This window comes from Mycoplasma phocoeninasale, assembly GCF_012934885.1.
Taxonomy (GTDB): domain Bacteria; phylum Bacillota_I; class Bacilli_A; order Mycoplasmatales; family Metamycoplasmataceae; genus Metamycoplasma; species Metamycoplasma phocoeninasale.
This window is the reverse complement of the sequence record NZ_CP051480.1, coordinates 287141-311538: the sequence shown is the minus strand read 5'-3', so window position 1 is coordinate 311538 and position 24398 is coordinate 287141. Positions and strand designations below refer to the sequence as shown.

At 29.4% G+C, this 24398-nt stretch carries 23 protein-coding genes; 21 read left to right on the top strand and 2 right to left on the bottom strand.

Translation table 4 applies throughout. The annotated features are described in order from the left end of the window. Positions 1–18 precede the first annotated feature (18 nt). Together uvrB and HGG64_RS01365 are read left to right on the top strand one after the other, a co-directional pair. On the top strand, positions 19–1989 hold the full coding sequence (uvrB, locus tag HGG64_RS01370) for an excinuclease ABC subunit UvrB (RefSeq protein WP_169580181.1): 1971 nt from the start codon (positions 19–21) through the stop codon (positions 1987–1989). 39 nt (positions 1990–2028) lie between these two features. After that, complete coding sequence (locus HGG64_RS01365) at positions 2029–2688, top strand: hypothetical protein (RefSeq protein ID WP_169580180.1); 660 nt, start codon at positions 2029–2031, stop codon at positions 2686–2688. A 75-nt stretch (positions 2689–2763) separates the two neighbouring features. Here HGG64_RS01365 and HGG64_RS01360 read toward each other — a convergent pair whose 3' ends face one another. Beyond that, positions 2764–4944 carry an MYPU_1760 family metalloprotease gene (locus HGG64_RS01360; protein ID WP_169580179.1) on the bottom strand — a complete coding sequence of 727 codons (2181 nt, stop codon included), beginning with the start codon at positions 4942–4944 and terminating at the stop codon, positions 2764–2766. A 144-nt stretch (positions 4945–5088) separates the two neighbouring features. Here HGG64_RS01360 and rsmD point away from each other — a divergent pair, with 144 nt between their 5' ends. The 11 genes from rsmD to HGG64_RS01305 all read left to right on the top strand — a co-directional run bounded on the left by rsmD (position 5089) and on the right by HGG64_RS01305 (position 12246). Next, positions 5089–5643: a 16S rRNA (guanine(966)-N(2))-methyltransferase RsmD gene (gene rsmD / locus HGG64_RS01355; RefSeq protein ID WP_169580178.1), complete on the top strand. Its 555-nt coding sequence runs from the start codon at positions 5089–5091 to the stop codon at positions 5641–5643. A gap of 22 nt (positions 5644–5665) precedes the next feature. After that, complete coding sequence (gene gmk, locus HGG64_RS01350) at positions 5666–6292, top strand: guanylate kinase (protein ID WP_169580177.1); 627 nt, start codon at positions 5666–5668, stop codon at positions 6290–6292. After that, positions 6267–7070: a protein phosphatase 2C domain-containing protein gene (locus HGG64_RS01345; RefSeq protein ID WP_240939131.1), complete on the top strand. Its 804-nt coding sequence runs from the start codon at positions 6267–6269 to the stop codon at positions 7068–7070. The genes gmk and HGG64_RS01345 overlap by 26 nt, the downstream gene beginning before the upstream one ends. Then, positions 7048–8055, top strand: a complete 1008-nt coding sequence (locus tag HGG64_RS01340) for a serine/threonine-protein kinase (RefSeq protein ID WP_169580176.1) — start codon at positions 7048–7050, stop codon at positions 8053–8055. The genes HGG64_RS01345 and HGG64_RS01340 overlap by 23 nt, the downstream gene beginning before the upstream one ends. A 1-nt stretch (position 8056) precedes the next feature. Beyond that, a complete protein-coding gene (gene rsgA / locus HGG64_RS01335) occupies positions 8057–8911 on the top strand; it encodes a ribosome small subunit-dependent GTPase A (RefSeq protein WP_169580175.1) in 855 nt (284 codons plus the stop codon). A 15-nt stretch (positions 8912–8926) separates the two neighbouring features. Beyond that, positions 8927–9580 (top strand): ribulose-phosphate 3-epimerase, encoded by a 654-nt coding sequence (locus HGG64_RS01330; RefSeq protein ID WP_169580174.1) that lies wholly within the window; start codon positions 8927–8929, stop codon positions 9578–9580. Between the two features lie 46 nt (positions 9581–9626). Then, on the top strand, positions 9627–10082 hold the full coding sequence (locus HGG64_RS01325; protein WP_169580173.1) for a hypothetical protein: 456 nt from the start codon (positions 9627–9629) through the stop codon (positions 10080–10082). A 156-nt stretch (positions 10083–10238) separates the two neighbouring features. Further along, entirely contained in the window at positions 10239–10661 is a 423-nt protein-coding gene (locus HGG64_RS01320; RefSeq protein ID WP_169580172.1) for a hypothetical protein, read from the top strand. 95 nt (positions 10662–10756) lie between these two features. Continuing rightward, entirely contained in the window at positions 10757–11113 is a 357-nt protein-coding gene (locus HGG64_RS01315; RefSeq protein WP_169580171.1) for a hypothetical protein, read from the top strand. A gap of 213 nt (positions 11114–11326) precedes the next feature. Further along, positions 11327–11743: a hypothetical protein gene (locus tag HGG64_RS01310; protein ID WP_169580170.1), complete on the top strand. Its 417-nt coding sequence runs from the start codon at positions 11327–11329 to the stop codon at positions 11741–11743. 242 nt (positions 11744–11985) lie between these two features. Beyond that, complete coding sequence (locus HGG64_RS01305; protein WP_240939129.1) at positions 11986–12246, top strand: TM2 domain-containing protein; 261 nt, start codon at positions 11986–11988, stop codon at positions 12244–12246. A 77-nt stretch (positions 12247–12323) separates the two neighbouring features. Here HGG64_RS01305 and HGG64_RS01300 read toward each other — a convergent pair whose 3' ends face one another. Then, a complete protein-coding gene (locus HGG64_RS01300) occupies positions 12324–12839 on the bottom strand; it encodes a hypothetical protein (RefSeq protein WP_169580169.1) in 516 nt (171 codons plus the stop codon). A 393-nt stretch (positions 12840–13232) separates the two neighbouring features. Between HGG64_RS01300 and dnaK the strand changes: the two genes are divergently transcribed. From dnaK to HGG64_RS01260, 8 genes are all read left to right on the top strand, one after another. Beyond that, positions 13233–15005 (top strand): molecular chaperone DnaK, encoded by a 1773-nt coding sequence (dnaK, locus tag HGG64_RS01295; RefSeq protein ID WP_169580168.1) that lies wholly within the window; start codon positions 13233–13235, stop codon positions 15003–15005. A gap of 258 nt (positions 15006–15263) precedes the next feature. Then, positions 15264–16199, top strand: coding sequence for a 30S ribosomal protein S2 (rpsB, locus tag HGG64_RS01290; RefSeq protein ID WP_169580167.1), 936 nt, complete (start codon positions 15264–15266; stop codon positions 16197–16199). A gap of 12 nt (positions 16200–16211) precedes the next feature. Next, positions 16212–17090, top strand: a complete 879-nt coding sequence (tsf, locus tag HGG64_RS01285; protein ID WP_169580166.1) for a translation elongation factor Ts — start codon at positions 16212–16214, stop codon at positions 17088–17090. A gap of 129 nt (positions 17091–17219) precedes the next feature. Then, entirely contained in the window at positions 17220–18815 is a 1596-nt protein-coding gene (locus HGG64_RS01280) for a variable surface lipoprotein (RefSeq protein WP_169580165.1), read from the top strand. Positions 18816–19037: 222 nt separating this feature from the next. After that, entirely contained in the window at positions 19038–20216 is a 1179-nt protein-coding gene (locus HGG64_RS01275; protein ID WP_169580164.1) for a hypothetical protein, read from the top strand. Positions 20217–20447: 231 nt separating this feature from the next. Then, positions 20448–21089, top strand: coding sequence for a hypothetical protein (locus HGG64_RS01270; protein ID WP_169580163.1), 642 nt, complete (start codon positions 20448–20450; stop codon positions 21087–21089). A 162-nt stretch (positions 21090–21251) separates the two neighbouring features. Further along, the gene (locus tag HGG64_RS01265; RefSeq protein WP_169580162.1) at positions 21252–23006 is read left to right on the top strand and encodes an McrB family protein; all 1755 of its coding nucleotides are present in this window, start codon (positions 21252–21254) and stop codon (positions 23004–23006) included. Between the two features lie 20 nt (positions 23007–23026). Then, positions 23027–24355 (top strand): 5-methylcytosine restriction system specificity protein McrC, encoded by a 1329-nt coding sequence (locus tag HGG64_RS01260; protein ID WP_169580161.1) that lies wholly within the window; start codon positions 23027–23029, stop codon positions 24353–24355. Positions 24356–24398: the final 43 nt, after the last annotated feature.

Sequence of the window (24398 nt, the reverse complement as noted above, 5' to 3'; positions counted from 1 at the left end):
TCAATTAAAATTATCAATATGAATAATCTTAAACTGACATCAAAATACCAGCCAGCCGGAGACCAAATTGAGGCAATAAAGCAACTAGTAGAAGGTTTAGAAGAAAATAAACACCATCAAATTTTACTTGGAGTAACAGGATCTGGTAAGACATTTACCATCGCAAATGTAATTAATCAGGTCAATCGACCAGCTTTAATAATTAGTCATAACAAAACCTTGGCAAGTCAACTATACAGTGAATTAAAAGAACTTTTTCCAGAAAACAGAGTTGAATACTTTGTTTCCTATTTTGATTATTATAAACCTGAAGCATATTTACCAAAGTCAGATCTATACATTGAAAAGACAAGTAAAAATAATAAAGAATTGGAAGCGATGAGGATGTCAGCGATCAATGCATTAAGCATTCGTCATGACACAATTGTTGTTGCTTCAGTTGCATCAATTTATGGTGAATTTAACCCAGTAGAATACCGAAAAAATTTTCTACCGATTGAAAACAATTTAAAAATTAGTCGTAAAGAACTATTGATCAAATTAATCCAAATGGGATATGAGCGCAATCAAGGCGAATTAAGTCGTGGACAGTTTTATACAAAAGGTGATGTCATCGAAATATGTCCGGGTTATAGTTCAGATTATAATATTCGCATTGAGATGTTTGGCGATGAAATTGAAAACATCTCTTTAATTGATTCATTGACCAAAAGTTTAATTAAATCACAACAGTCACTTACAATCTTTCCGGCCACCACCTATACAGTGAATCCTAATAATATTGAGAGTATTTGTGAAGCAATCAAAATTGAGCTAGAAGATCAAATTGAATATTTTAAAAATGAAAATAAATTACTAGAAGCACAAAGACTTAAGGATAGAACATTGAATGATATTGATTCAATTAAAGAGTTTGGCTATGTAAACGGAATGGAAAACTATGCTCGCTATGTTGACGGAAGGTCGGCTGGTGAACGTCCCTATACATTGTTTGATTATCTACCACAAGATGCAATTATTTTTATCGATGAAAGTCATCTAATGATTCCACAAATAAATGGAATGTATAATGGTGATCGGTCACGTAAGGAAACTTTAGTTAAATATGGATTTAGATTGCCATCAGCTTTAGATAACCGTCCATTAAAGTTCTTTGAGTATGAAAATTTTAACTTTCCAAGAATTTATATGTCTGCAACACCAGGCGAGTATGAACTTGACAGAACTGAAGGTGAGGTTATAACTCAATATATTCGCCCAACCGGATTGTTAGATCCAATTATTGAAATCAAACCAAAGAAAAATCAAATTATCGAACTTTATGATTTAATCCAGGAGCAAATTAATAAAAAAGAGAAAACATTAATTTTAACTACAACTAAGAAGAATGCTGAGGAGCTTTCACTTTACTTTCAAGAGCATAAAATAAAGTGTGCTTATATTCATGACCGTTTTAAGATTTTTGAGAGAAATGAGATTCTAAGAGGATTAAGAATTGGAAAATTTGACGTAGTAATTGGAATTAATCTGCTACGTGAAGGTATTGATTTACCAGAAGTTAGTTTAGTGTGTATTCTAAATGCCGATAGTGCTGGATTAATGCGTGATGCTCGAAGTTTAATTCAAATTGTTGGCCGGGCAGCACGAAATGTTAATGGTAAAGTTATCTTTTTTGCTGATGAAATTACGAGTAGTATGAAAGCGGCAATTGAGGATAATAAACATAAGCGAGAAATCCAAAGCAAATACAATCAGGAACACAACATTACTCCACAAACTATTATTAAAGCTATTCCTAAATCGGAGCATGATGACGAAATTTTTGATAAGTTGCTAAATGAAAAAGACTACACGAAAATGATTCACAATAAAAAATTTATCAATTCAATGATATACAAAATGAAAGATTTAGCAAAGAATAAAAAATTTGAGGAAGCAATAAAAGTTCGTGATTATTTAATTGAGCTTGGAGTTGACCTTGAACAGTAGCGCTTTTATAATATACTTTTTTATAAGAAAAGAGAAATGATGACAAAAATTATTATAGGGATATTAGTTGGAATTGCGGCAGTCATTATTATTGTTGCTTTAGCAATTAAATTTAAATCATATAACACTAGTTTAGCTGAATCTGGTCGTGCTTTTGACCCTGAAAAGAAAACTGTTTTTATTCCGGTTTCAAAACAGAAAAAGAATCTTTATGATCCTTTCTGACTTAAAAAAAATTCTGATAATAAATATGTCAAAATCTACTATGAAATTATTCAAGAGTTAAATAGTGATAAAAGTGAATTTATTCACATTATCAAGCCATATAACAAATTAGCAATTAGATATTATGCCAATAATTCATTAGATCCCAAAACTAAACTATGAAAATATCAAAGACACCACATTGATGAAATTAAAATCTCAGGGGCAATTTTTTCACGTATGAAAGAATATCGTACATCAGAAGCAATTTTAGTTACAGCTGAAGAGCATTTTTTCTTACATTATTTAATTGTAATGGCACAAACAACGACACCTAATGCTGGGATTTTAAGACAGTGAGAATCACTTGAACAAGGTCTTGAGTATTGAGTGGAAATGGCAAGAAAATATTGTTTAAAATATAATCTAAAATATGACGATACTTTTCTTGATCTAATTAAATTAGAACATTCTATGTATAAAAAGGTTTTGTAATGGCCTTTTTATTTTTTTCGAATTAAAAAATTTCACAAACCGAATTGTGAAATTCAAAACTAGTAAACTATATAGTTAATATTTTTTTCATTCATATCAAAATTCATCATTGTCTTCATTTTGTTTGATTGCAATTTTATAAGTTTTTGATAGGGCATTTTGGTTTTCAAAAAGTTTCATATATTGACGATAATTAGTGATTGTTCTGGCATTATCTTTTCAAATTTTATAATCCTGCTTACCGGTGTTTTGGTTTAAAAGATTTTCGATTTCATTTTCATCAACTTCACCATCATCATTTTTATCGATTCATAGTTTGATATTCATTTTGCCGTTTCTATCCACATAGTTATTGATTTCATTGATGCCAACTGAATCTGAATAGTAAGCAACATATTCATAGTCGCTTGGTTCTTCAGGGTAAATTGATAGTTCAGTATAATTATCGATTTTATTTTCAGTGTATGTTTGGTTTCAAAATTTTTTGGCAATGAAGTTATATTGTGTTGGATTAAGTTTTATTTTTAGTGGATCTTTATTAGGCGAGTCAATAAGAAAACTAATTTTATGGTTAGGTAGTGAATTAGTTAATAAACTTTTGTTAATTTTTAAATATCCACCGAGATTAATATTGCTAAAGTCTTTGCGTGTTTCAGTTCACTTTGTTGAGTCATTACCGATGTAGCTAATTGTTTGACGGTAACCCATTAAATCAAGATAGGCTTTGAATAAACCTTTTGCTCTTAAATTTTCGCCTCTAATATTTTCATAAGGAAGTTCACCTTTTTTATTAAAGAATTTTCTTAGTTCATCGTCAAAGACCCAGTTGTTAGAGAAGATTTTGAAATTACTATTGTTAACTCCCCTTGGATCAATTCCGATCGTTTTAAGAATATCATCACCAACGGCGGTTAAGAAAACCTCTGATGATCCAAGGTTTCTGAAAGCAGGGTTTGAAAAATATAAGTAATTAAAAAATCCTCTTCTGTTGCGGTATAAATTAGGATTTGCGGTATAAGCAAGTTTTAGTAGTTCTCTTGGAACAAGTTCTTCAAATGAGTAAAGATATCTAATTCGATCGCCGTTAGTTTTTTCTCCAAAAGATACTCCATTACGTTCATCATTATTGAAAAAATAATTTGAGTTGGGATTTTCAAAAACGCTGTATCGTCTTTCATCAATTACATTATTATCCAAATTTGCATATTTAAATAAATCATAAGCTGAGAAATCACGAAAAATAGGTTGGCCATTTGAAAGATGAAAATCTTTAGGATTTCTTATAAATCTATCATTATTATCTTCGCCAGCTGCTCCAAAGTAGTTTAAATTAGCTCGAAATTCCGATAAGAACTTATTATTATTAGCTTCAATTTCATTAACTTTTTTCTTTCTTTGTTCATCTCCGAGTTTATAAACTAGGTCAATATTTGAATTTGGGTCGCCTCTTTTAACACTTTTGTTATAAACATTATCGATATGATGTGTGTATTCATGTGCTAGTACTGATAATAGCATTTCAACTCTTTGTTCCACTGGTCATGTAACAAAAGCGCTGTCTCTTCTTACAATGCTATCAACAAATAGATAGATGCTAAACTCGGATGGTAGATAAACGCCATTAGCATTGCTAACATTATTATATGGAATTTTTTTATTTATGTAAATGGTATTTAGAGCGTTTAACTCTGGCCCAAAATTTACTCTCTTCTTAAATAGTTCATTTAACAGTTTAATTCCTTCTTCATCTAAAAAATAAACCAAATTTTTATCTTCATCTTCGCCCACAGGGTATTCAATAACTGATAGATTACCAAATTTGTATTCTCTATTAGTCACTAAAAGATTTTCATTTTCAACACTATTGATTAGTTTTGTGTTGAATCTTTTGGCATCTTTTTCGTCAGGATCGGTAATTTTTATCATCCTGGATTTTGAATAATCTTCAAAGTTGTTTTTAAAATAACGATAACCAACATATCCCAATCCGCCGACAATTATTAGTCCAAAAATTAATAATAAAAATTTAAAAAAGCCGCCACCTCTTTTCTTTGTTTTTACTGTACTTTCTACTATTTCATCTTTTTGATCTTCAAGATTTTCTTCTAAATCATTTTTTGTTTTTTGATTTTTTTCAACACTGTCATTTTTTTTAATTTCTTGCTTTTTTTCTTGATTTTCGGCATCTGAGCTGTCGTTAGCACCATTTAGATTTTTGTTTTCTTCTTGTTCATTTTGCTTGTTATCTTCATCCATTTTAGTGCCCCCTTTGATTGAATCTCTGTTAATAAATAATATTTTAATTCAAAATTGAAAAATTGTAAAACTAAATTTAGTAAATAGTTTATTTAAACATTATTTCTTTAGATGGGCAAAGTTAATATATAATATTATCCAAATATGTTGAGAATAATAGCTGGAAAATATCGTTCACAAGTCCTTAAACAGCCAAGTAAAAATACTACTCGTCCAACCATTGACCGAGTACGTGAGGCGATTTTTTCTTCAATCCAATTTTCAATAAAAGACAAAATTTTTCTAGACTTGTTTTCAGGAAGCGGTTCTTTTTGTTTGGAGGCACTTTCTAGAGGAGCTAAAAAAGCAATTTGTGTCGAACAAGATTATAATGCTTACAAAATTATTTTAGAAAATAAAAATAAATTGGGTGAAGAGAACCTAGATACTTTTAACATAACTGCTCAAAAATTTCTTGAACAAAACCGCGAAGAAAAATTTGACTACATCTATCTCGACCCACCATTTATTGACAAAAAACTTCTGTTATGATGTTTAGATACAATTTTTCAAAGGCAGCTTTTAAATTATGGTGGACTTGTTATTGTTGAGACTGATGCCAATGATTTTTTGTTTAATAGTGGAACATATAATATTATTAAGAATAAAAAATATGGTAAAATATTTGTCTATTACATCACCTATGCACAATTTAAATAATCTTAATTACAAGGGGGAACACATGGAAAAAAAATTAATTATCTTTACAGGACCTAGTGGTGTTGGAAAAGGAACGGTTGAAAAAATCCTATTTGATCAAAAAGATTTAAAGCTAAAACTTTCTGTTTCAATGACAACGAGACAGCCACGTGAAGGTGAAATTGATGGAGTTCACTACTATTTTGTTTCACGCGAAACTTTTAATGCTTGTTTAACTGATAATCGTTTAATCGAATACTCAATGCACTTTGATAACTACTATGGGACTCTATACTCTGAAATTGATCGAATTTGCGAACAAGGAAAAATTCCTTTTTTGGAAATTGAAACAAATGGTGCTAAACAAATTTTGGACTATTATAAAAAAATGGGAAAACAAGACGAAATTTGTTCAATTTTTCTAATGCCTCCTTCATTTACTGAATTAGAAAAGAGAATTGAAGGTAGAAATACTGAAACTGAAGATTTAATTATTAAACGTCTAAACAAAGCCCAAGAAGAGATCGCTTTTTCAACTTTATTTCAGCATGTTGTTGTTAATGACGATGTTGAAGAAACCGCTGCAAAAATTCGTGAAATAATCCTAAAAGAATTTAAAAAAGTTATTGAATTCAAAAAAGAAAATGAAACTGAGGGGAGAAAAGCTTAATCAGTTTATGAAATGTAGCATTAACACAAACATTGGTATTGTTAGAAATGAAAACCAGGATCGTGGCATAATTATTGAAAATGAAAAATGAACTCTTGCAATGTTATGTGACGGTATGGGCGGACATTTTGGTGGCTCAAAGTGTGCTGATTTAACTATTAGTTTACTTTCAAGACACTTTCATAAATCATTTCCTAAAGATATAGCATTTGATGACAAAAATGGCATAAATGCTTGATTTAATGCAGCCTTAGTTTTTGTTAAGGAAAATTTAATCAAATTTGCTAATAAAAATCCAGAGTTTAAAAATATGGGCACGACACTGACTGCTTGCCTAATTTTTAATGCTAATAAAACAATTTATGTCTTCAATGTTGGTGACTCACGAACCTATGTCTACAATGGTCTCCTCCATCAAGTAACGACTGACCAAAATTTACTAAATCAACTAATCTCACAAAATATTCTTGACTTTGACATGGCAATTAAACATCCAGACGCTAATAAACTCGTTAGCTGCATTGGTCCGTCAACAATAATTAAATATGATAACTTTATCATAAGATCGGAATGCGATGTTCGCTATGTGTTGCTTTCCTCTGACGGGTTACATGATTATGTTGATAAGCCAGTCATTGAACAAGTTATTCAGGATGAAAAAAAGTCACTTGATGAAAAAACCAAATTATTAATTGAATACGCTAAAAGAAATTTATCAAAAGATAATATTACAATAATGATCGTGGAGTTGAATAATGATAAAAAAAGAGTTAAATAATTATCCGCACCTAAATAGTCTTTTCACTGACTTTCAACTAATTGGTCAGGGTGGTTTTGGTCAAGTCTATTCTGCTACTTATAAAAAAGATAATAACCGTTATTCAATAAAAATTTTGTCAGTTGAAGCTAATCAAACAGAATCAAGTCGAATGAGATTTATCAATGAGTGTAAAGTGCTAAAAAAAATTCATAGCCGTCATGTTGTAAAAATTTTAATGTTTCATATTAGTACTGAAGAATCATTTTATGTCATGGAGCTAATTAATGGCGAAGGACTTAAAAATATTATTCGTAAAAATCAAAAACTTTTGCCTGATATTGCCGTTTTATACGCTAAAGAAATCTGTCAGGGATTAATTGATATTCATAAACAAAACATTATTCACCGTGACCTAAAACCAAGTAATATTCTGATTGAAAATGGCACTAATAATGTTAAATTGATTGATTTCGGAATTTCTCTAGATGAGGAAACTATTCGGGTTACTGCTGCTAATAAAACCATTGGATCAGTTCAATATATTGCTCCCGAAATTTTAACTCAGGCTCAAGGACCATCAATTCATAGCGATATGTATGCGCTTGGAATCATTATGTATGAAATGTTAGTTGGTAAGGTACCATTTACAGACCAAGAACCACAGAATATAATGTTGAAGCAAATTAATTCACCACTACCCAAGATTGAAAAAACCAACATTACTATTCCTCAGGCTTTAGAAAACATAATTATTAAATGTACTGCCAAAAAAATTTCACAGCGTTATGAAAATTGTAAAGAGCTACTACTAGATTTAGAAAGTTGTCTAGATCCTAAAAGAGCAGATGAAAAACGCCTTGAATTGACTGCTAATTTATCTAAAAAAGGTTTTAAAAATTTCTTTAGAAGCAAGCTTTTTACAATTTTGTTTTTTAGCATTGGAGGACTGATAATTTTGATTACCATTATTGTTTTAGGTTTATGAGCGGGTGAGGTAATCTAGTATGCCAATTGGAAAAATTGTTAAATCACTAGCTGGATTTTATGATGTTAAATCATTCGAAGACAAAAAAATTTACCGAGTAAGAGGTAGTGGTAAGCTGCGACTACTTGATATTATCCCAATCGTCGGAGATTATGTTGAATTTGAAATTGGCAGCTTTATTACTAAGATTTTGGAACGTAAAAACTTTTTTGTCAGACCAAAGATTGCTAATGTTGATCAGGCAATTGTGGTGATGTCGCTAGTTGAACCTGAATTTAGTTATTCACTAGTTGATAAGTTTTTAATTATTGTTGAGAATAAAAATGTTAAACCAATTATTATTCTGACAAAAAAAGATCTAACTTCAGATTCTAAAATTCAATTCTATAAAGACCAGGGATATGACGTTTTTGAAATTAACTATCAAACCAAAACTGGCTTTGATAATTTAGATAAAATATTTGAAAACAAAACAAGTTTTTTTGTTGGTCAAACTGGAGTGGGAAAAACAACATTAATTAATTATTTAGCTAAAACTCATTTTGAAACGCAAGCAATATCAAGGTTTCTTAACCGGGGCAAGCACACTACTCGACAAGTTAGTTTAATTGAATATAATGGTGGCGAAATTATTGATACTCCCGGATTCTCTTCAATTGATTTTGATTTGACAATTGAAGAAATTCCAAAAGCATTCGTTGCCTTTCGCGAGGCTTCTAAATTGTGTAAATATCGTAGTTGTCATCATTATCTTGAATCAGAAGATGACTGCCAGGTTAAAAAACTAGTCGCTGATGGCATAATTAAAAAAGAACGTTATGATAATTACGTTAGCTTTTTGCAAAAAATCTTAGAGAAAAATAAAAATCATTAAATGAAAGGTCAAAATATGAAAAAAATTAGTCCGTCAGTTTTAGATGTTCCGAAAGAAAATCTTATTGATTATATTAGCAGTTTAGTTAAGTGAGGAGTTAGCAACGTTCACTATGATGTTATGGATGGAATTTTTGTTAGCAACCAAGCACTTAAACTAGAAGAAATTCAAAAAGTTGCCAACCAATGTCCAAAACACACAATGGATATTCATCTAATGGTGGCAGATCCCTTTAAATACTATGAAATATATAAAAATATTGGTGATATTTTAACTTTTCATTACGAAGCGTTTAAAGGTGACGAACTTAAAAAACTACTTTCATTAGCGGAAAAAGATGGTATAAAAATGGGTTTAGCTATTAAACCAAACACTGATGTAAAAGAAATTATTCCCTATATCTCTTCACTTTCACTACTTTTAGTTATGAGTGTTGAACCAGGACTGGGCGGTCAAAAATTTATTGACAGCAGCCTTGATAAAATAAGAGCACTTAAAGAATATTTAGACCAAAAAAATCTAAGTAATATCATCATTCAAATTGATGGTGGTGTTAAAGATATTAATATTAAATCATGCTTTGATGCAGGGGTTAACTTAGCAGTGGTTGGTTCATATTTAGTAAAAAACTTTGCTCAGTCAACGATTGAAAAACTCTTATCAGAATAGGTGATATAATAATTTAGTAATATTTAGTAATTATTAAGGAATGGAAATGAAAAAACAATTTAGAAATGCCTTGTTAGCTTTTAACATTATTGCGATCATTGTTGGACTTATCAACTTTATCATTTTAATCTCTTTTATTGTTGCTTTCAATAGAGCGATAATTGATAATGGTTCTACAGTGCCAAACTTATTCACTCGTTTAATTCCCGTTTATTTACTATCACCTCTGCTAATTGTCTGCTTGGTTTTAAATGTCTTAGCAATGGTTCATGCTTATAAAGAGGCTAATAATCTGCCAGCCGCAATTCTTTTTGGAATTTCATTATTTATCACCATGTTAATTGGAATATTAGGTTTAATTGCAACCATTATTCTTATTAAAGCTGAAAAGAAAAAAGCTAAAAACGGCGGTAGATATTCAAATAATATGGATGACATGGTAGAATTACACAGCACAAAAGCTAGTAATGAAGATCATGAAAATAATGCTCAAAGCAACTAAATTGAGCATTTTTTTATTATTTTTTTTAAACGAATTTATTTTTTTATCCCAAAAAACTTCATTTAGTAGCTATATATTCTATAATTGCAATGTTGATTTATTAAAATTGTTTGTTTTTATTTTCAACATTTTTAAAAAATAAGAAAGGAAATTTATATGAACAAATCTACAAAAAAGGCTATATTGGCATTCAATGTTCTTGCAATTATTGCATGACCAATTCTAATTGGTTTAATTATTTATACATATATTGCTGCCGCTGGTCAAACTAACAATAATCCCACTCAAGAAGAAGCTATTAAGGCAGTTGCAGCAGTGTCAGGACCATTGATTTTTGGTTTTATACTTCTAAGTGCCATAAATTTTATAGCCTTCATATTAAACATAGTAGGAATATTTTTAGGTTTCAAGGAAGACAAAACCGGAGCAGGAGTTTTATTTATCCTATCAATCTTCCTTGTTGGTCTAATGGGACTATTAGGTACAATAGGTTCAGCTATCTTACTAAAAGATGCACCTAAACAAAGCATGCAAAATAGCAGCGGTTCAAGCTCAAAAAATATGCAAAATAGAATATAAATTTGTTCTATAAAATTATTAACATATCTATTTTCTTGGATATGTTTTTATTTTCTCAAATGAAATTAATTATTTTTACTATGAGAGGAGATACTATGAAACTAGCCACTAAACGTGCTGTCTTTGCGTTGAATATTGTTGTTATTGCTTTATTTAACATTTCATTTTTCTTTATAAATACAAATGTTCCATTTATGATAGTTGCATTATTCAATATTGCAATATCTATTCCGGCGGCGATCCTAAATATTTTGGGAGCCATTGAAAGTTATAAAAAAAATAAAATTATTACTTGTATTCTATTTTCGATATCAGCTGCTTTCCTATGAATTTCATTGATACTAGGATTAGTTGGATTGATTGCTTCAATTCTATTTTTTAGAGACAGAAGAGAAGAAAATAAACAAACTACATTTTCTCCATATCTTAATGATGAACATGATATTCAATAAATTAAACACACACTTTAAGACATATCCTTGACTTTATGGATATGTTTTTTTAACTGCAGTTATTTAGAAAATCTTTATTAACTTTATTAATATTTTAATGTCAAGATTAAAGCAAGGCTAATTATTTTTAAGCTAAAAGACATTAAAAAATTTATTTTTTCTATAATTTTAATGTTTAGATTCCCTTATTGATTATAAACAGGAAAGGAAATCATGAAGTTTTGACACAGAAAAACCATCTATGATTTTAATATTGCCGCTATGTTAAGTATGACATTAACCATAGTTTTTCTTTTTGTTCTATTAGCGATAAGAAAAGATGTGGAGTTGTTTAAAACAAAAGAAGCAATGCGACAAAATTATGTACTTACACTTGCGATGGGGTTTGCCCTAGCAGTTGTGTTGCCCATAGATATTGCGTGCTTTTGTTTTAATATCATTGGGATAATTGGTGCTAAAAAAGAAAAGAATAAAACAGCAGAGATATTATTCATTATGTCATTAATATTATTCATGATTATTGGCTTCATTGGGTCGGCGGCTGCTAAAATATTACGGAATAGCAAAAATTATTCACAGAAATTTGATCAATATCACAAATTTGAAAGCAACGATTTTGGGGCAATTTAAATTTAATTATTTATTTAGATTTATATCAATTTAGTGGTTATTAATAAATATTTATATGTTAATGCTATTCCTTATTATTATCAATGAAATTGCTAATTTTCAAAAAATAGCGATTTTTTTATTATTTTTTTTAGGTATATTTTATTAATTTTAATTTTTTTAGTTGTAAAAAACTAATTTATATGCTACACAATTAATTTTGCATAATTTTTATGAAAACAAATTTAATAAAGGAAAATATTATGGAAAAAGAACAAATGAATATGTCAATGAAGGAAAAACCAAGCAAGAAAAGTAGAACAGCTTTAACTCTTCTATCATTTTTCTTTGGTGGTTTTGGAATTGATAGATTTTATGGCGGTAGAGTAGGATTAGGACTGCTAAAACTATTTACCGCTGGTGGTTTCGGTATATGAGCAATAATCGATTTCATTTTGGCTGTAGTCGGAGTGCAAAAAGATAATGAAAAATTGCTTATTTCAGATTGAAGTGGTAGTAAATAATTAGTATTTATACATTAAAAAAGCCATCTCACTATCCGAGATGGCTTTTTTAATTGTATTGTGGGAAAAACCAATAGTTATTTTTTGCTAGATTTTTCTAATATTTTTTTAAACTCGCTAGCTAAGTTTTCATAAGATTTCAAATTAACTTGTAATAATTGATGATGTTTTTTTGAAACCTCATTTTTTTCTGCTGCTCATTTGCTTCATTCATCATCACTGCCGCTACTACTATCAGCCTGGAAATGTTGGCTAAAAATTTCAGTGTAAGCAATATTAGCTTCAAGAAGAACTATAATTTTTTCAAATTGCTTTTGTGTTCTCAAAATTAGCCTTTCTATTTCACTATTAATACTATATATATTATTATTATTAATTGATTTATCTAGCTTCTTTAATTGTTCGGCTATAATTGCATGTCCATGTTTAAATTTTAGATCGAGACTATTAGCCTGTGAGTTCACTTTTTGCGTTAATTTTGAATTAGCATAAAAATTTTTGTCGATTTTTTTATTAATATTTATTATTTTGCTATTTGCTCAAATTATGACATGTAAAATTTTTTTAACTATGCTTCTATCTTTGCTTTTCATATCTCTCCTCTTTCGGCATAAATTTTTAAATATATTATATGCAAAAAAGATGCTGTTTTGACTAAGTAGTAAAATTTTTTTTGGAAAATTAAGCATAAAATTATTTTTAAATTTCTTTAAAATGATTATTTTTTTATATATATTATTTCAATTAATAATTATTTTATAAATTCAAGCACCATAATTTTTTTATAGCTAATAGTAGTCGCAAGGATTTGATCTTAATTATTATTCTAACTGGAATTTTCAACAAAAACTGTTTAAATAACCCCTAAAATCACCAATTAAAGAAAAAAATTATTTTTTTTAGCACTCTTTAAAAATAAGTGCTAAAATATATTTGAATGTTTGGAAAAAATGAACATTTATGTATATATAAAAAGGAGATTAAATATGGCAAAAGAAATAATCCTAGGTATCGACTTAGGTACAACTAACTCTGTTGTTTCAATCATTGAAAACGGTAAAACCAAAGTTTTAGAAAATCCAAATGGAAAAAGAACAACTCCATCAGTTGTTGCTTTCAAAAATGGTGAAACAATCGTGGGGGAAGTTGCAAAAAGACAATTAGAAACTAACCCAGACGCAATCGCTTCTATTAAAAGATTAATGGGAACATCAAAAACAGTTCATGCTGATAATAAAGATTTTAAACCAGAAGAAATCAGTGCAATGATTCTTTCATACTTAAAAGAATATGCAGAAAAGAAAATTGGACACGGAGTTAAGAAAGCCGTTATTACTGTTCCAGCATACTTCGATAATGCACAACGTGAAGCTACAAAAAATGCAGGTATTATTGCTGGACTTGACGTTATTAGAATTATTAACGAACCAACCGCCGCTGCTTTGGCATTCGGATTAGACATGTCAAAAGAAGAAAAAAGAAAAATCTTAGTATTTGACTTAGGTGGTGGAACATTTGACGTTTCTATTCTAGAAATGGAACACGGAACATTTGAAGTTCTAGCAATTTCAGGAGATAACCACTTAGGTGGAGATGACTGAGATAACAAAGTTGTAGAATGAATGGTTTCAGAAATCATGACAAAATACAACTACAACGCAAAAAATGACAAAATTGCGATGGCTAGATTAAAAGAAGAAGCAGAAAGAGCAAAAATTACCTTATCTGAATCACCAGTTGCTAACATTTCATTACCATTCCTAGCTATGAATGCTAATGGACCTATTAACGCTGAATTAGAACTAAAAAGATCAGAATTCGAAAAAATGACTGAAGATCTTCTAGAAAGAACCAAAAAACCATTATTAGATGCTTTAGAGGCTGCTGAATTAAAATGAAGCGACATCGATGAAATTCTAATGGTTGGTGGATCAACAAGAATGCCAGCTGTTAAACAAATGGTAATCGAAGTTACAAACAAGAGATTAAACTCAACAATCAACCCTGATGAAGTAGTTAGTGTTGGTGCCGCAATTCAAGGTGGAGTTCTAGCCGGAGAAGTTAAAGACATTTTACTACTAGACGTAACTCCATTAACACTTGGAATCGTTGTTGAAGGAAACATCGTTGCTCCTTTAATACCAAGAAATACTACAATCCCTGTAACAAAGAGCCAAATTTTCTCAACAACTACAGATAACCAAGAAGCCGTAACAATCATTGTTACACAAGGTGAAAGAGAATTAGCTGCTGATAACAAGATTTTAGGACAATTCAACTTAGAAGGAATTCAACCAGCACCACGTGGTATTCCAAGAATTGAAGTTAGCTTCTCAATCGACGTTAATGGTATTACCAAGGTAACAGCAAAAGATACCAAAACCAATAAAGAACAAACCATTACTATCGAAAACACTTCATCATTAACAGCTGAAGAAGTTGATAAAATGGTGGCTGAAGCTGAAGCAAGCCGTGAAGCTGATAAGAAAAAACGTCACGAAGTTGAAGTAACTGTTAAAGGTGAACAATTAATTAACGACTTAACCAAAATTTTAGATTCAGAACAAGCTAAAAACTTGCCAGAAGCTCAAAAGAAAGAATTAGAAGACGAAATTGAAAACGTTAAGAAACTAATTGAAGAAAAAGATTTCGATACTCTAGAAAAAAGAATTAGAGACTTCCAACAAAACATGGTTAGAGCAAAAGAAATGCTTAACAGACAACCAAAAGAAGATCCAAAAGACATGGATAAAAACTAATTACAATAAATAAAAATAATAATATTATGGAATAATCGTGCCGCCCACACGATTATTTTTTATTTTTCTAATTGCAAAGTTTATCGATTTAAAAAACCGGTGTTTATGATACAATTACTATGTACTTTAAACGTACTTGTTAAATTACTATTAATCAATCAAACACTATTATGAATTCAAATGCTTGTGTTAATTTATTTAATGCATTTGTTAGAAATAATAGGAAGTATAACAAATCAAATTTTTTAAGGAAAATATATGCAAGAGCAAAAAGATATCAAATTACAAGAAACTAAACCAGTTGAAAAAACTCAAAAGCAAGCTGCGCCAGCAGCTCACACAACCACTGAAGCAGCTATTGTTTCGAGAGAAAAATTACTAGAAGCAGGAACATACTTCGGCCACAGAATTAGCCAATGAAACCCAAAAATGAAACCAAGTATTTGAGGAAAAAGAATGGGAATTCACATTATTGACATTGCTAAAACTCAAAAAGCTTTAGAATACGCTTACAAACTTTTAAATAAAATGGCACAAAAACCTACCTCATTTATTTGGGTTGGAACTAAAAAACAAGCTAAGAAAGCAATCGAAGCTGCTGCTGAAAGAACTAATTCAGTTTACGTATCAGAACGTTGACTAGGTGGGACATTAACAAACTCACAAACTATTTTTAAAAGTGTTAAAGAATTAGAGAGATTAGAAGAACTTCAAAAAAATGGTTACACTGGATATACCAAAAAAGAAGGTCTTTTAATGGACAAAAAAATTGCTAAATTACAAAAAAACCTAGGTGGTATTAGAAAATTAGCAAACCGTGGAACAACCCCACAAGTAATGATTTGTGCGTCACCAATGGATGATGAAATTGCTATTAAAGAAGCAAGAAAGAAAGGTTTAAAAATCTTTTCAATTCAAGATACTAATTCAAATCCAGACCTAGTTGATTTTGCTATCCCAGCAAATGATGATTCAGTAAAATCAGTAACATTAATTATGACCATTTTAGCCGATGCTATTGCTTCTGCTCGTGGTAATGAACAATTATTTGCTTACAAACCAAATGAACAAATCATTTTACCAGAAGATCCAAAACCAGAAAGAGATCCAAACGCTGTACCAAAAAGAAGAGCTTACTACAATAGAGAAAATAATGAACATTCTCCAAGAGAAGAAGAATCAAAAGATAAATAATAAGGAGAACATATGTCTGTAGATTTAAAGAAAATTAAGGAACTAAGAGATCGAACTAACTCAGGATTTTTAGATTGTAAAAACGCCTTAGAAGCAACTAATAATGACGTTGAAAAAGCAATTGACTGACTAAAAGAAAAAGGAATTCTAAAAGCTGCTAAAAAAGCTGGTAGAATCGCCGCTGATGGAATTGTTAAGGAATTTGTTAAAGATAACGTTGCTATCATGTTCGAACTTAACTGTGAAACTGACTTTGTCGCTAAAAATGAAATGTTTATTGAATTAGCTGACAAAATCACTAACGCATTACTAAAAGAAAAATTCGAAAGTGCTGAAGATCTAAAAGATCTAAAAATTGATGGGCTAACTATTGAAGAGCATTGCAACGAATTAACAGCTAAAATTGGTGAAAAAGTTGCCTTTAGAAGAGCAACTAGATTTGAAGCCAAAGATGGTGAGGTTGTCGCTGGATATACTCATGCTAACAATAAAGTTGCTTCAATTCTAATTGCTAAGGGAAGCAACCAAGAAGCACTAAGACAACTAGCAATGCACGTTGCTGCTCTTAACCCAGCTCACATTTTTGAATCATGTCTACCAAAAGGTGAACTAACAATGATTCACAAAAAAATTGATAGTGATCCAAAACTTTTAAACAAACCAGAAAAAATTCAAAACTCAATAAAGGCTGGAATGCTGAGAAAAGAAATGGTTGAAAAAGGTGTTTTAGTATTTCAACCATTTGTTATGGACGAATCAAAAACAGTTGCTCAATTTCTTGAAGATAGCAAACTTGAACTAATTTACTCAAAGAGATTTGAAGTTGGTGAAGGTATTGAAAAAAATGTTGTTGACTTCGCTGCTGAAGTTGCTGAGCAAATGAAACAATAGACAAGTAATTAATCCCCAAATAGGGGATTTTTTATTTGTATATTAACAATTAACAATAATTTGACATTTTTTATTAAACTAATATATAATTATTTATGTTAAAAATAAAATATATGAAAGACCTTAATTATGAAAAAAAATCGCAAAATATGAATATCATTGGCTGCATTTGCTGCCCCAATTGTACTTCCGTTAGTGGCAGCATCATGCAACAATGGAGAAAAATCTAAAGATCCAAATCCCAAAAATCCTAATCCTAAAGACCCTATAGTAGAAGATCCGGGTAAGGGCGAAAGAAATGAATATGCAAATGTTCCAAAAAGTTTGCTTGAGAGCGTTAAAAATAACTTCGGAATCTTATATTCAGAAAAACTAATTAATGAAAAAGCAAACGTTACAAGCAAATCAGTTTTAGATAAACTTCTTCAAAAACCTACTGATTTAGTAGAGATATCGAAAATTCTTGCACCATATGCCTATGTAAATTTTGATAACATTAATACTTCTAAATTTAAGTATGAATTAAATACTAAAAAATCCAAAGCAACTTCTGGAGTACTTCATTTAATATTTAAGGTTACTCCTCTATCAGGAGATACATCTATTTCCTTTGATCGCGAATTTGATTTAATTAACTTTCAAAAAGACTTAACGAACACCAACACCCATGAAATTGCTGGAATGGTATTTTCTGAAACTGTAACTACTTCTGGTGAAGAGATTACTGGACCAATGCTTGTACATGGACTTAAAGCTTTAACTTCTAAATCGCCTAGTGAACAACTTGCTTATTTAAGAAAATACATTACCATATCAGGTAACTGAGATGAATCTACTTATGATCTTAATCTGCATCCAGAATACATTCATGATCATGGTTTAACAAATGTGCATATGAAAGTGTCATTTAAAGCTAAAAATGAAAGCAAATGAAAAGAAAGTATTTTCTTTGTATATGGTTTTGACGCTAAAAATAAAAGTGATGTTTTTGGTTTAAAAACTAATGAAAAATCAAAGCGAATTACTTCAACAGATTTACTGGTTAAAATTAAAAATGCTAACACTTGAGATGAACAATTTGCTATCCTTAGAGAGTATTTTACAGTTAATGAAAGCGACAGTTTTAAATACTATGACTATGAAATTAATAAAGAGAAATCAATAATTCCTAATGAAGAATCAGCAGACAAAAAGAATCAAACAATGGAACCTGATAATAAATCACTTAATTTAATTGTTAATAAAATTGATAAATTTGATAAGAGTAAGAAGACTGAAATTAACTTTGAAATTAGAGGATTAGGAGTTATTAAAAGTATTGGATATTTAGAATTTGAAGATATTGGTTATGGTAATGAAGAATTTGCTGGTTACATTTATAATGTTAAATATTCAGACTTAAAGAAATTCCTCGACTCAGAAGGATTTAAAAAATTAAATAGTAAAAAACAAATTACAGAATTCCTAACAAAAGTTAACGAGGGAATTGATTCTGAAGAAAGCAAATTACCTGCTAGAATTGCTGAAGATTTAGTATCAAAATATGATATGAAATTACATCCAGAATTTACCGTTAAGGCGGGATTGTTGTATGGTTATCCAATTCATATAGCCACTTTCACTTTTGAAATAACTGATAAAACAACAAATAAAACTTCAATAGAAAAAATTGAAGTTTCAGGATTCGATTTTACTAAAGAAAAAGATAAACTGAAACTTAGCTAATGGAAAACCGCAGTTTTAAAAATCTGCGTTTTTTATTTCTTATTTTTATTAAGAATAAAAAAGGTTAAATACTTAAAAATTAAGCGCAATTTTATGATTTTATGGCTAGTAATTGAATTTCTGGTTATTTAAGAATAAAAATAGCAAAAAAATTGACTTTTATGACTTATTTTTTAGGCTATTTATATTATAATTGCTCCATAGAATATGAAGGAGTTAACTATGAAAAAGAAAAATTTCAAGTGATGAGTAGCATTGCCTGCAACTATTGCAACTTTACCCCTAATTGCTGCTGCATGTGATAATGGAAAAGCCAAGGATAATCCTAGCAATCCTGGAGATGGGATGAAACCAGAACCTGATAAACCTGGCGATGGAATAATACCAAAACCTGAAGATCCACAAAAACCAAGTCCAATGAACCCGGACCCTAATAAACCAGGTGGCGAAATGAATATGACTCCTGGACCTAGCAAACCTGGTGGCGACATGAATAATATGCCAAATCCTCCAGCACCAGACACCCCTAAGGATATGGATAATCAAGGTATGATGCCACAACCTGGTGGCGACATGAATAATATGTCAAAACCTCCAAAACCAGAAAATCCTAGTGATGAAATGAATATGACTCCTGATCCTAACAAACCAGGTGGAGATATGAGCAGTCAAGAAATGAATCCAAACCTAGGCGATATGAACAATAAACCTCAAGTTCCTCCAATAAAAAAAGAAGATAGTGAGGAAGTGCTGAAACTCAAAAGGGAAATTTGATATTTTAATTTATTTTTCCTTACATATGATTCATTAGCAAAACTATATAATTCGGGTGTTGATTATAAAAATTATAAATTTGATAGTGAGACACTTGAACTATTAGGAAAAGTAAACGATACTGAACACAATGATATTCTTGCTTTAGGAAAGAAATTTATTGAAGACTTTAGGTCATATAAGAATTCCCCAAAAGATAACGGTAAATTTAAGGATGATTTGGAAAATGTAATTGTATCAAATTCTCGCAATGGGCCATATGAAAAATTTTTAGTTTTTACTGATAACATAAAGGAAAATTTTGTGTCTAGCGAAACCAAAGTTATGGGTAGGGATATGAAGGATACTGGAGTTTTCATATTTTTAAAATTTTGAAATACATTGAAAAAAATTTCTGATCCTTCATTTTATAACTATCTAAATTTATACCAAGCAAAAGACCAATTAGAAACATATATTTCTAAAAGAAAAGATGATATGGAAGATAAATCAAAAATGGGTGTATCGAAAGCTAAAATAATTTTAGACAAGATAAATGATCCAATTAACAAAAGGGCAACTTTATCACCAGAGTCAATTGCTGAAATTGATAGCATTGTGAAGGAAATTGAAAATTTATTAAAATAATTGTTTCTTCTGATAAATAAAATGGACGATAAAAGTTCATTTTATTTTTTATACAATGCTAAAGGTAATCAATTAATCGCAAAATGTTGTTAAAACATTTTAAGTCAATATCCAACTATTAAAATAATGTTTCACATTATATTAATTAGTTCTACTTTTTTTGCTTCAAAGGATGCTATTACTCTTCTAATTGTAAAATATTTATATAAGCTAAAAAGGAGAATAAGAAATATGAAAAAGAAAAAAATCCTATTGTTAACTACTTTTGTTATGCCACTTGCAATCTCTGCCTTGCCATTAGTAGCCGCTTCATTTGAAGTTAAAAACAAGAAACAATCACCATATATTAATTTATATTACATAACTTATGATTTAGTAGATAATTCTAACTATAAAAATTATCCATATGCTGAACCAGCAAAAAGATTATTATATGATCTTTTAAGAAGTGATTCAGATCGTTTTGATGAAATTCAAAAAGGGCTTGATTTGGTAGCAGACTTAGAATATGCTCCAGATGAAGAAGTAATTAGCGAAATTCGTAAAGCAAAAGAAAATAGACCTAACAAATACTCTAAATTCTTTGACTTAGTAAAACGCAAATATAATGAATTTAATAACGGTTTAAATTTCAACCCCCTTCAAGCATTCAAAAAATATTGAGATTCAGTAAATCGTTCAATTTGATGAAGTATTGATTATTTATATTTATATTTTCCTAAAGCTAATTTAGAAAAATATTTAGCAGAAAATCCAAACAAGCAACAACAAGGAAGAAAAATTCTAGATATTATTGATAAGGTAATAAGGGCTAAAGATAATATGTACCGTAGCCAAATTCGTGAAATTGATCGCTTATTAAGATATTTATAAAAAGTAAAGTATACAGATTTATAAAGGAATTCTGTATGCTTTTTTTAATTTTCTAGATGAAAATTGTTGCTCGGTACATTGTCAACACTTATTGTTATTGTTTATTACCAGTTTAAAGTGTTAAAATTTTTAAAATAACAATAAATTGGAGATAAAGAAATAATGAAAGATTATAAATTAAATCATGAGAATATTCAAGAGTTTATTAACTGATATAAAAACGAAATTGAATCTAATCCTGAAAAAATGGAGGCAATGGCAAATAGAGCAAAAGAAATTGACGATGATAGAAAAAAATTTACTACCATTTGAACTGTAGATGCAATAAAAAATATGCCGCTTGAAAAATATGCAATGGGTTTTAAAAGTAAGGACACTTTCTGCTATATGCTTCAATATGCACAAAAGGTATTTAACTTAGTTCCTACGGTAGGCTCGAGCTATTATTTAATATATTGAAACAAAAACGAGAATAAATACATATATAATGAAAAATATGAAAATGTTAAGGAAATTTATGACAATATTAAAAAATCTATATTAGAAATAATTGGAATTTCTAGTATAGATGAGTTTAAAAAAATTATTGAAAAAAATGAAAACATTTGATTAAATGCCACAAGTTTTGTGATAAAAATCATGAATCTATATAATGGAGATAAAGTAATTTGTAATATTCTATCAACAAGAGCAAAAAATAAGTTTACCTATGGTAGAGCAATTATAAATTATTTCTTTAAAAAGGTAAAATACAACGAATTTAACGAATTTAGACACTATTATAATTATTTTTTGACTGTCAATCTTATTGAAGAATTCAAGAAACATAATATCGAAATGAATGGCGATAAATTAACTTATTTAATTGAAGAGAAGCTTTTTCATGATGATGAAAACAATAATGAAGATGAAACCGATGTTGAGAAGCAAGAATTTGATAATTCAGTAGAAAATGTTGATGAAGATGATGTAAAGGATGATATATTAATTGATAATAAACAAGGTTCATATAAATTCGGCGCATCACATGAGGACAAATTTTTAATTAAACATGATATTGATGAAGATAAAGAAGAGTCAGATGATGAAATGGAAATAGTTGATCAAATAGAATATCCGGATCATGTTCATGAATATGCAAACATTCTAGGAAAACATAAAAATATCATTCTAAGCGGTGCTCCAGGAATTGGCAAAACTTATTTAGCAAAGCAGATAGCCCACTGTTTTAATAAAAATGATAAGTTGTCAAAGCGTAGCATTAATCAAGTCAAATTAGTTCAATTTCATCCAAGTTATGACTATAGCAATTTTATTCAAGGAATTATGCCAAATAAATCAGGAGGTTTTGAACTTCGTAATGGAATATTCAAGAAATTTATTGACAAGGCAAAAGATGATTTAGACAACAATTATATTTTTATTATTGATGAAATTAACCGTGGAGAAATTTCTAAAATCTTTGGTGAATTATTTTTCTTAATTGAAAAGGATTATCGTGGTGAACATTGAGCTATTGATTCACAGTATTCATATCTTAGTGGTGAAAAGTTTTATATTCCGGAAAATGTTTATATTATCGGAACGATGAATGAAGTAGATCGTTCTATTGAAACACTAGATATAGCTATGCGTCGTAGATTTGCCTTTATTAATATTGATGCCGAAACATCAGCAAAATGAATGTTAAAATCTGATGAAATAATTAATTTCATGACAACTGTTAATAATAAAATTGAAGAAAAATTGTCAGAAGAGTATAAACTAGGAGCTAGTTATTTTCTAGGCTTGGATAGCGGAAATGAAAGCAAAGAAGAACTATGAAATTTAAAAATTAAGCCTCTTTTAAAAGAGTGTTCATTAATTACTAGTGATATTGAAGAGGTTGAGAAGATATTTTTGGAAGATAATGAATAAACTTAGAGCAAATAAATGTTATGAAAAAATTAAGAGATAATCGCGAAATTAAGAAATCTGAACATTTTAATTTTCTTCAATCTAATTTGTTCAAAAGAATAGCAAATAAAACCTTAAAACACTTAAAAGAGAGTGAAAACTTCATTATTTTTCCAGGGGACATAGACACTAAAGAAAACGATAAGAAATTTATTTTTCATATCGTTGATGATAAAGCTCGAACTGGGAACATTGTTGGTTGATTAGCGGATAATGAAACAAAAATAAATATTAACTCTAGATTTAGTTCTGAAGATAATGATGACTATTTTTTACATTATTTAATTCTAAAAAATATGAAGTATAGCGTTAATAATCAAATGATAAGTAGTGATGTAAATTATGAATATTACAACATATTGGTCTTTTTGTTTCCATATTTTTTAAATCAGGCCCTAAAAAAGGGATTGTATAAAAAATATATTGCTAATAACTATAATGACCATAGTTTTCGAGGGACAATTAATTTTGTTGAACACATTAAAACTAATTTACCCTTTAATGGTAAGATAGCATATCAAACCAGAGATTTCAGCTATGAGAATGATCTCAATATGTTAATTAGACACACTATTGAAAAAATTCAAAAAACCAATAACAAATCAATCTTAACTAACAATTTAGAAAACATCAAAAATATTAATTTAATTAAAACAATCACTCCAAATTATTCTGCCAAAGACTTAAATTTAATTTTGAATAAAAACATCAAAAATAAATTAAAGCACAGATTTTTTGTTGAATATGCTGATTTGCAGGAATTATGCATTCACATTTTGAATAATAAAAAAACAAGTTATGGATTAGCAAAACGGAAAATAAATGGCATCATAATTGATATTGCAATTTTATGAGAGAATTACATTGCCACAATAACTGCTAATGTTTTAAGGCATCTAAAATACAAAGAGTCATGAATTTACCTATTTAATAAAGATAGCAAAAATCAAATGTTAAGTGGCAAACGCAAAATTTATCCAGATTTTATCTTGGATAACCGAATTCCAATTGATACCAAGTATAAAGAAACAATTAGCAAACGAGATGACTACTACCAATTAATTTCTTATTTACATGTGTTAGGTGATGAAGAACGCCTAGGATCGCTAAGTGCTTATTTTATCAAACCAAATCTTCAAAACATCGGCATAGAAAAAATTGGCGAACTAAAAGGTTTAGGAGGGTCGCTTTATACTTATAACTTTTTTATTCCAAAATGCGATTCATTTGCTGATTTTAAAAATCAAATGGAGCAAGAAGAGTGCAAACTAGTTACTCATCTACAGCAACTGATTAGTGATGATGATTAAATGAAGGGTTTAAGCAAAAACGCTTAAACTTTTTATTTAATTA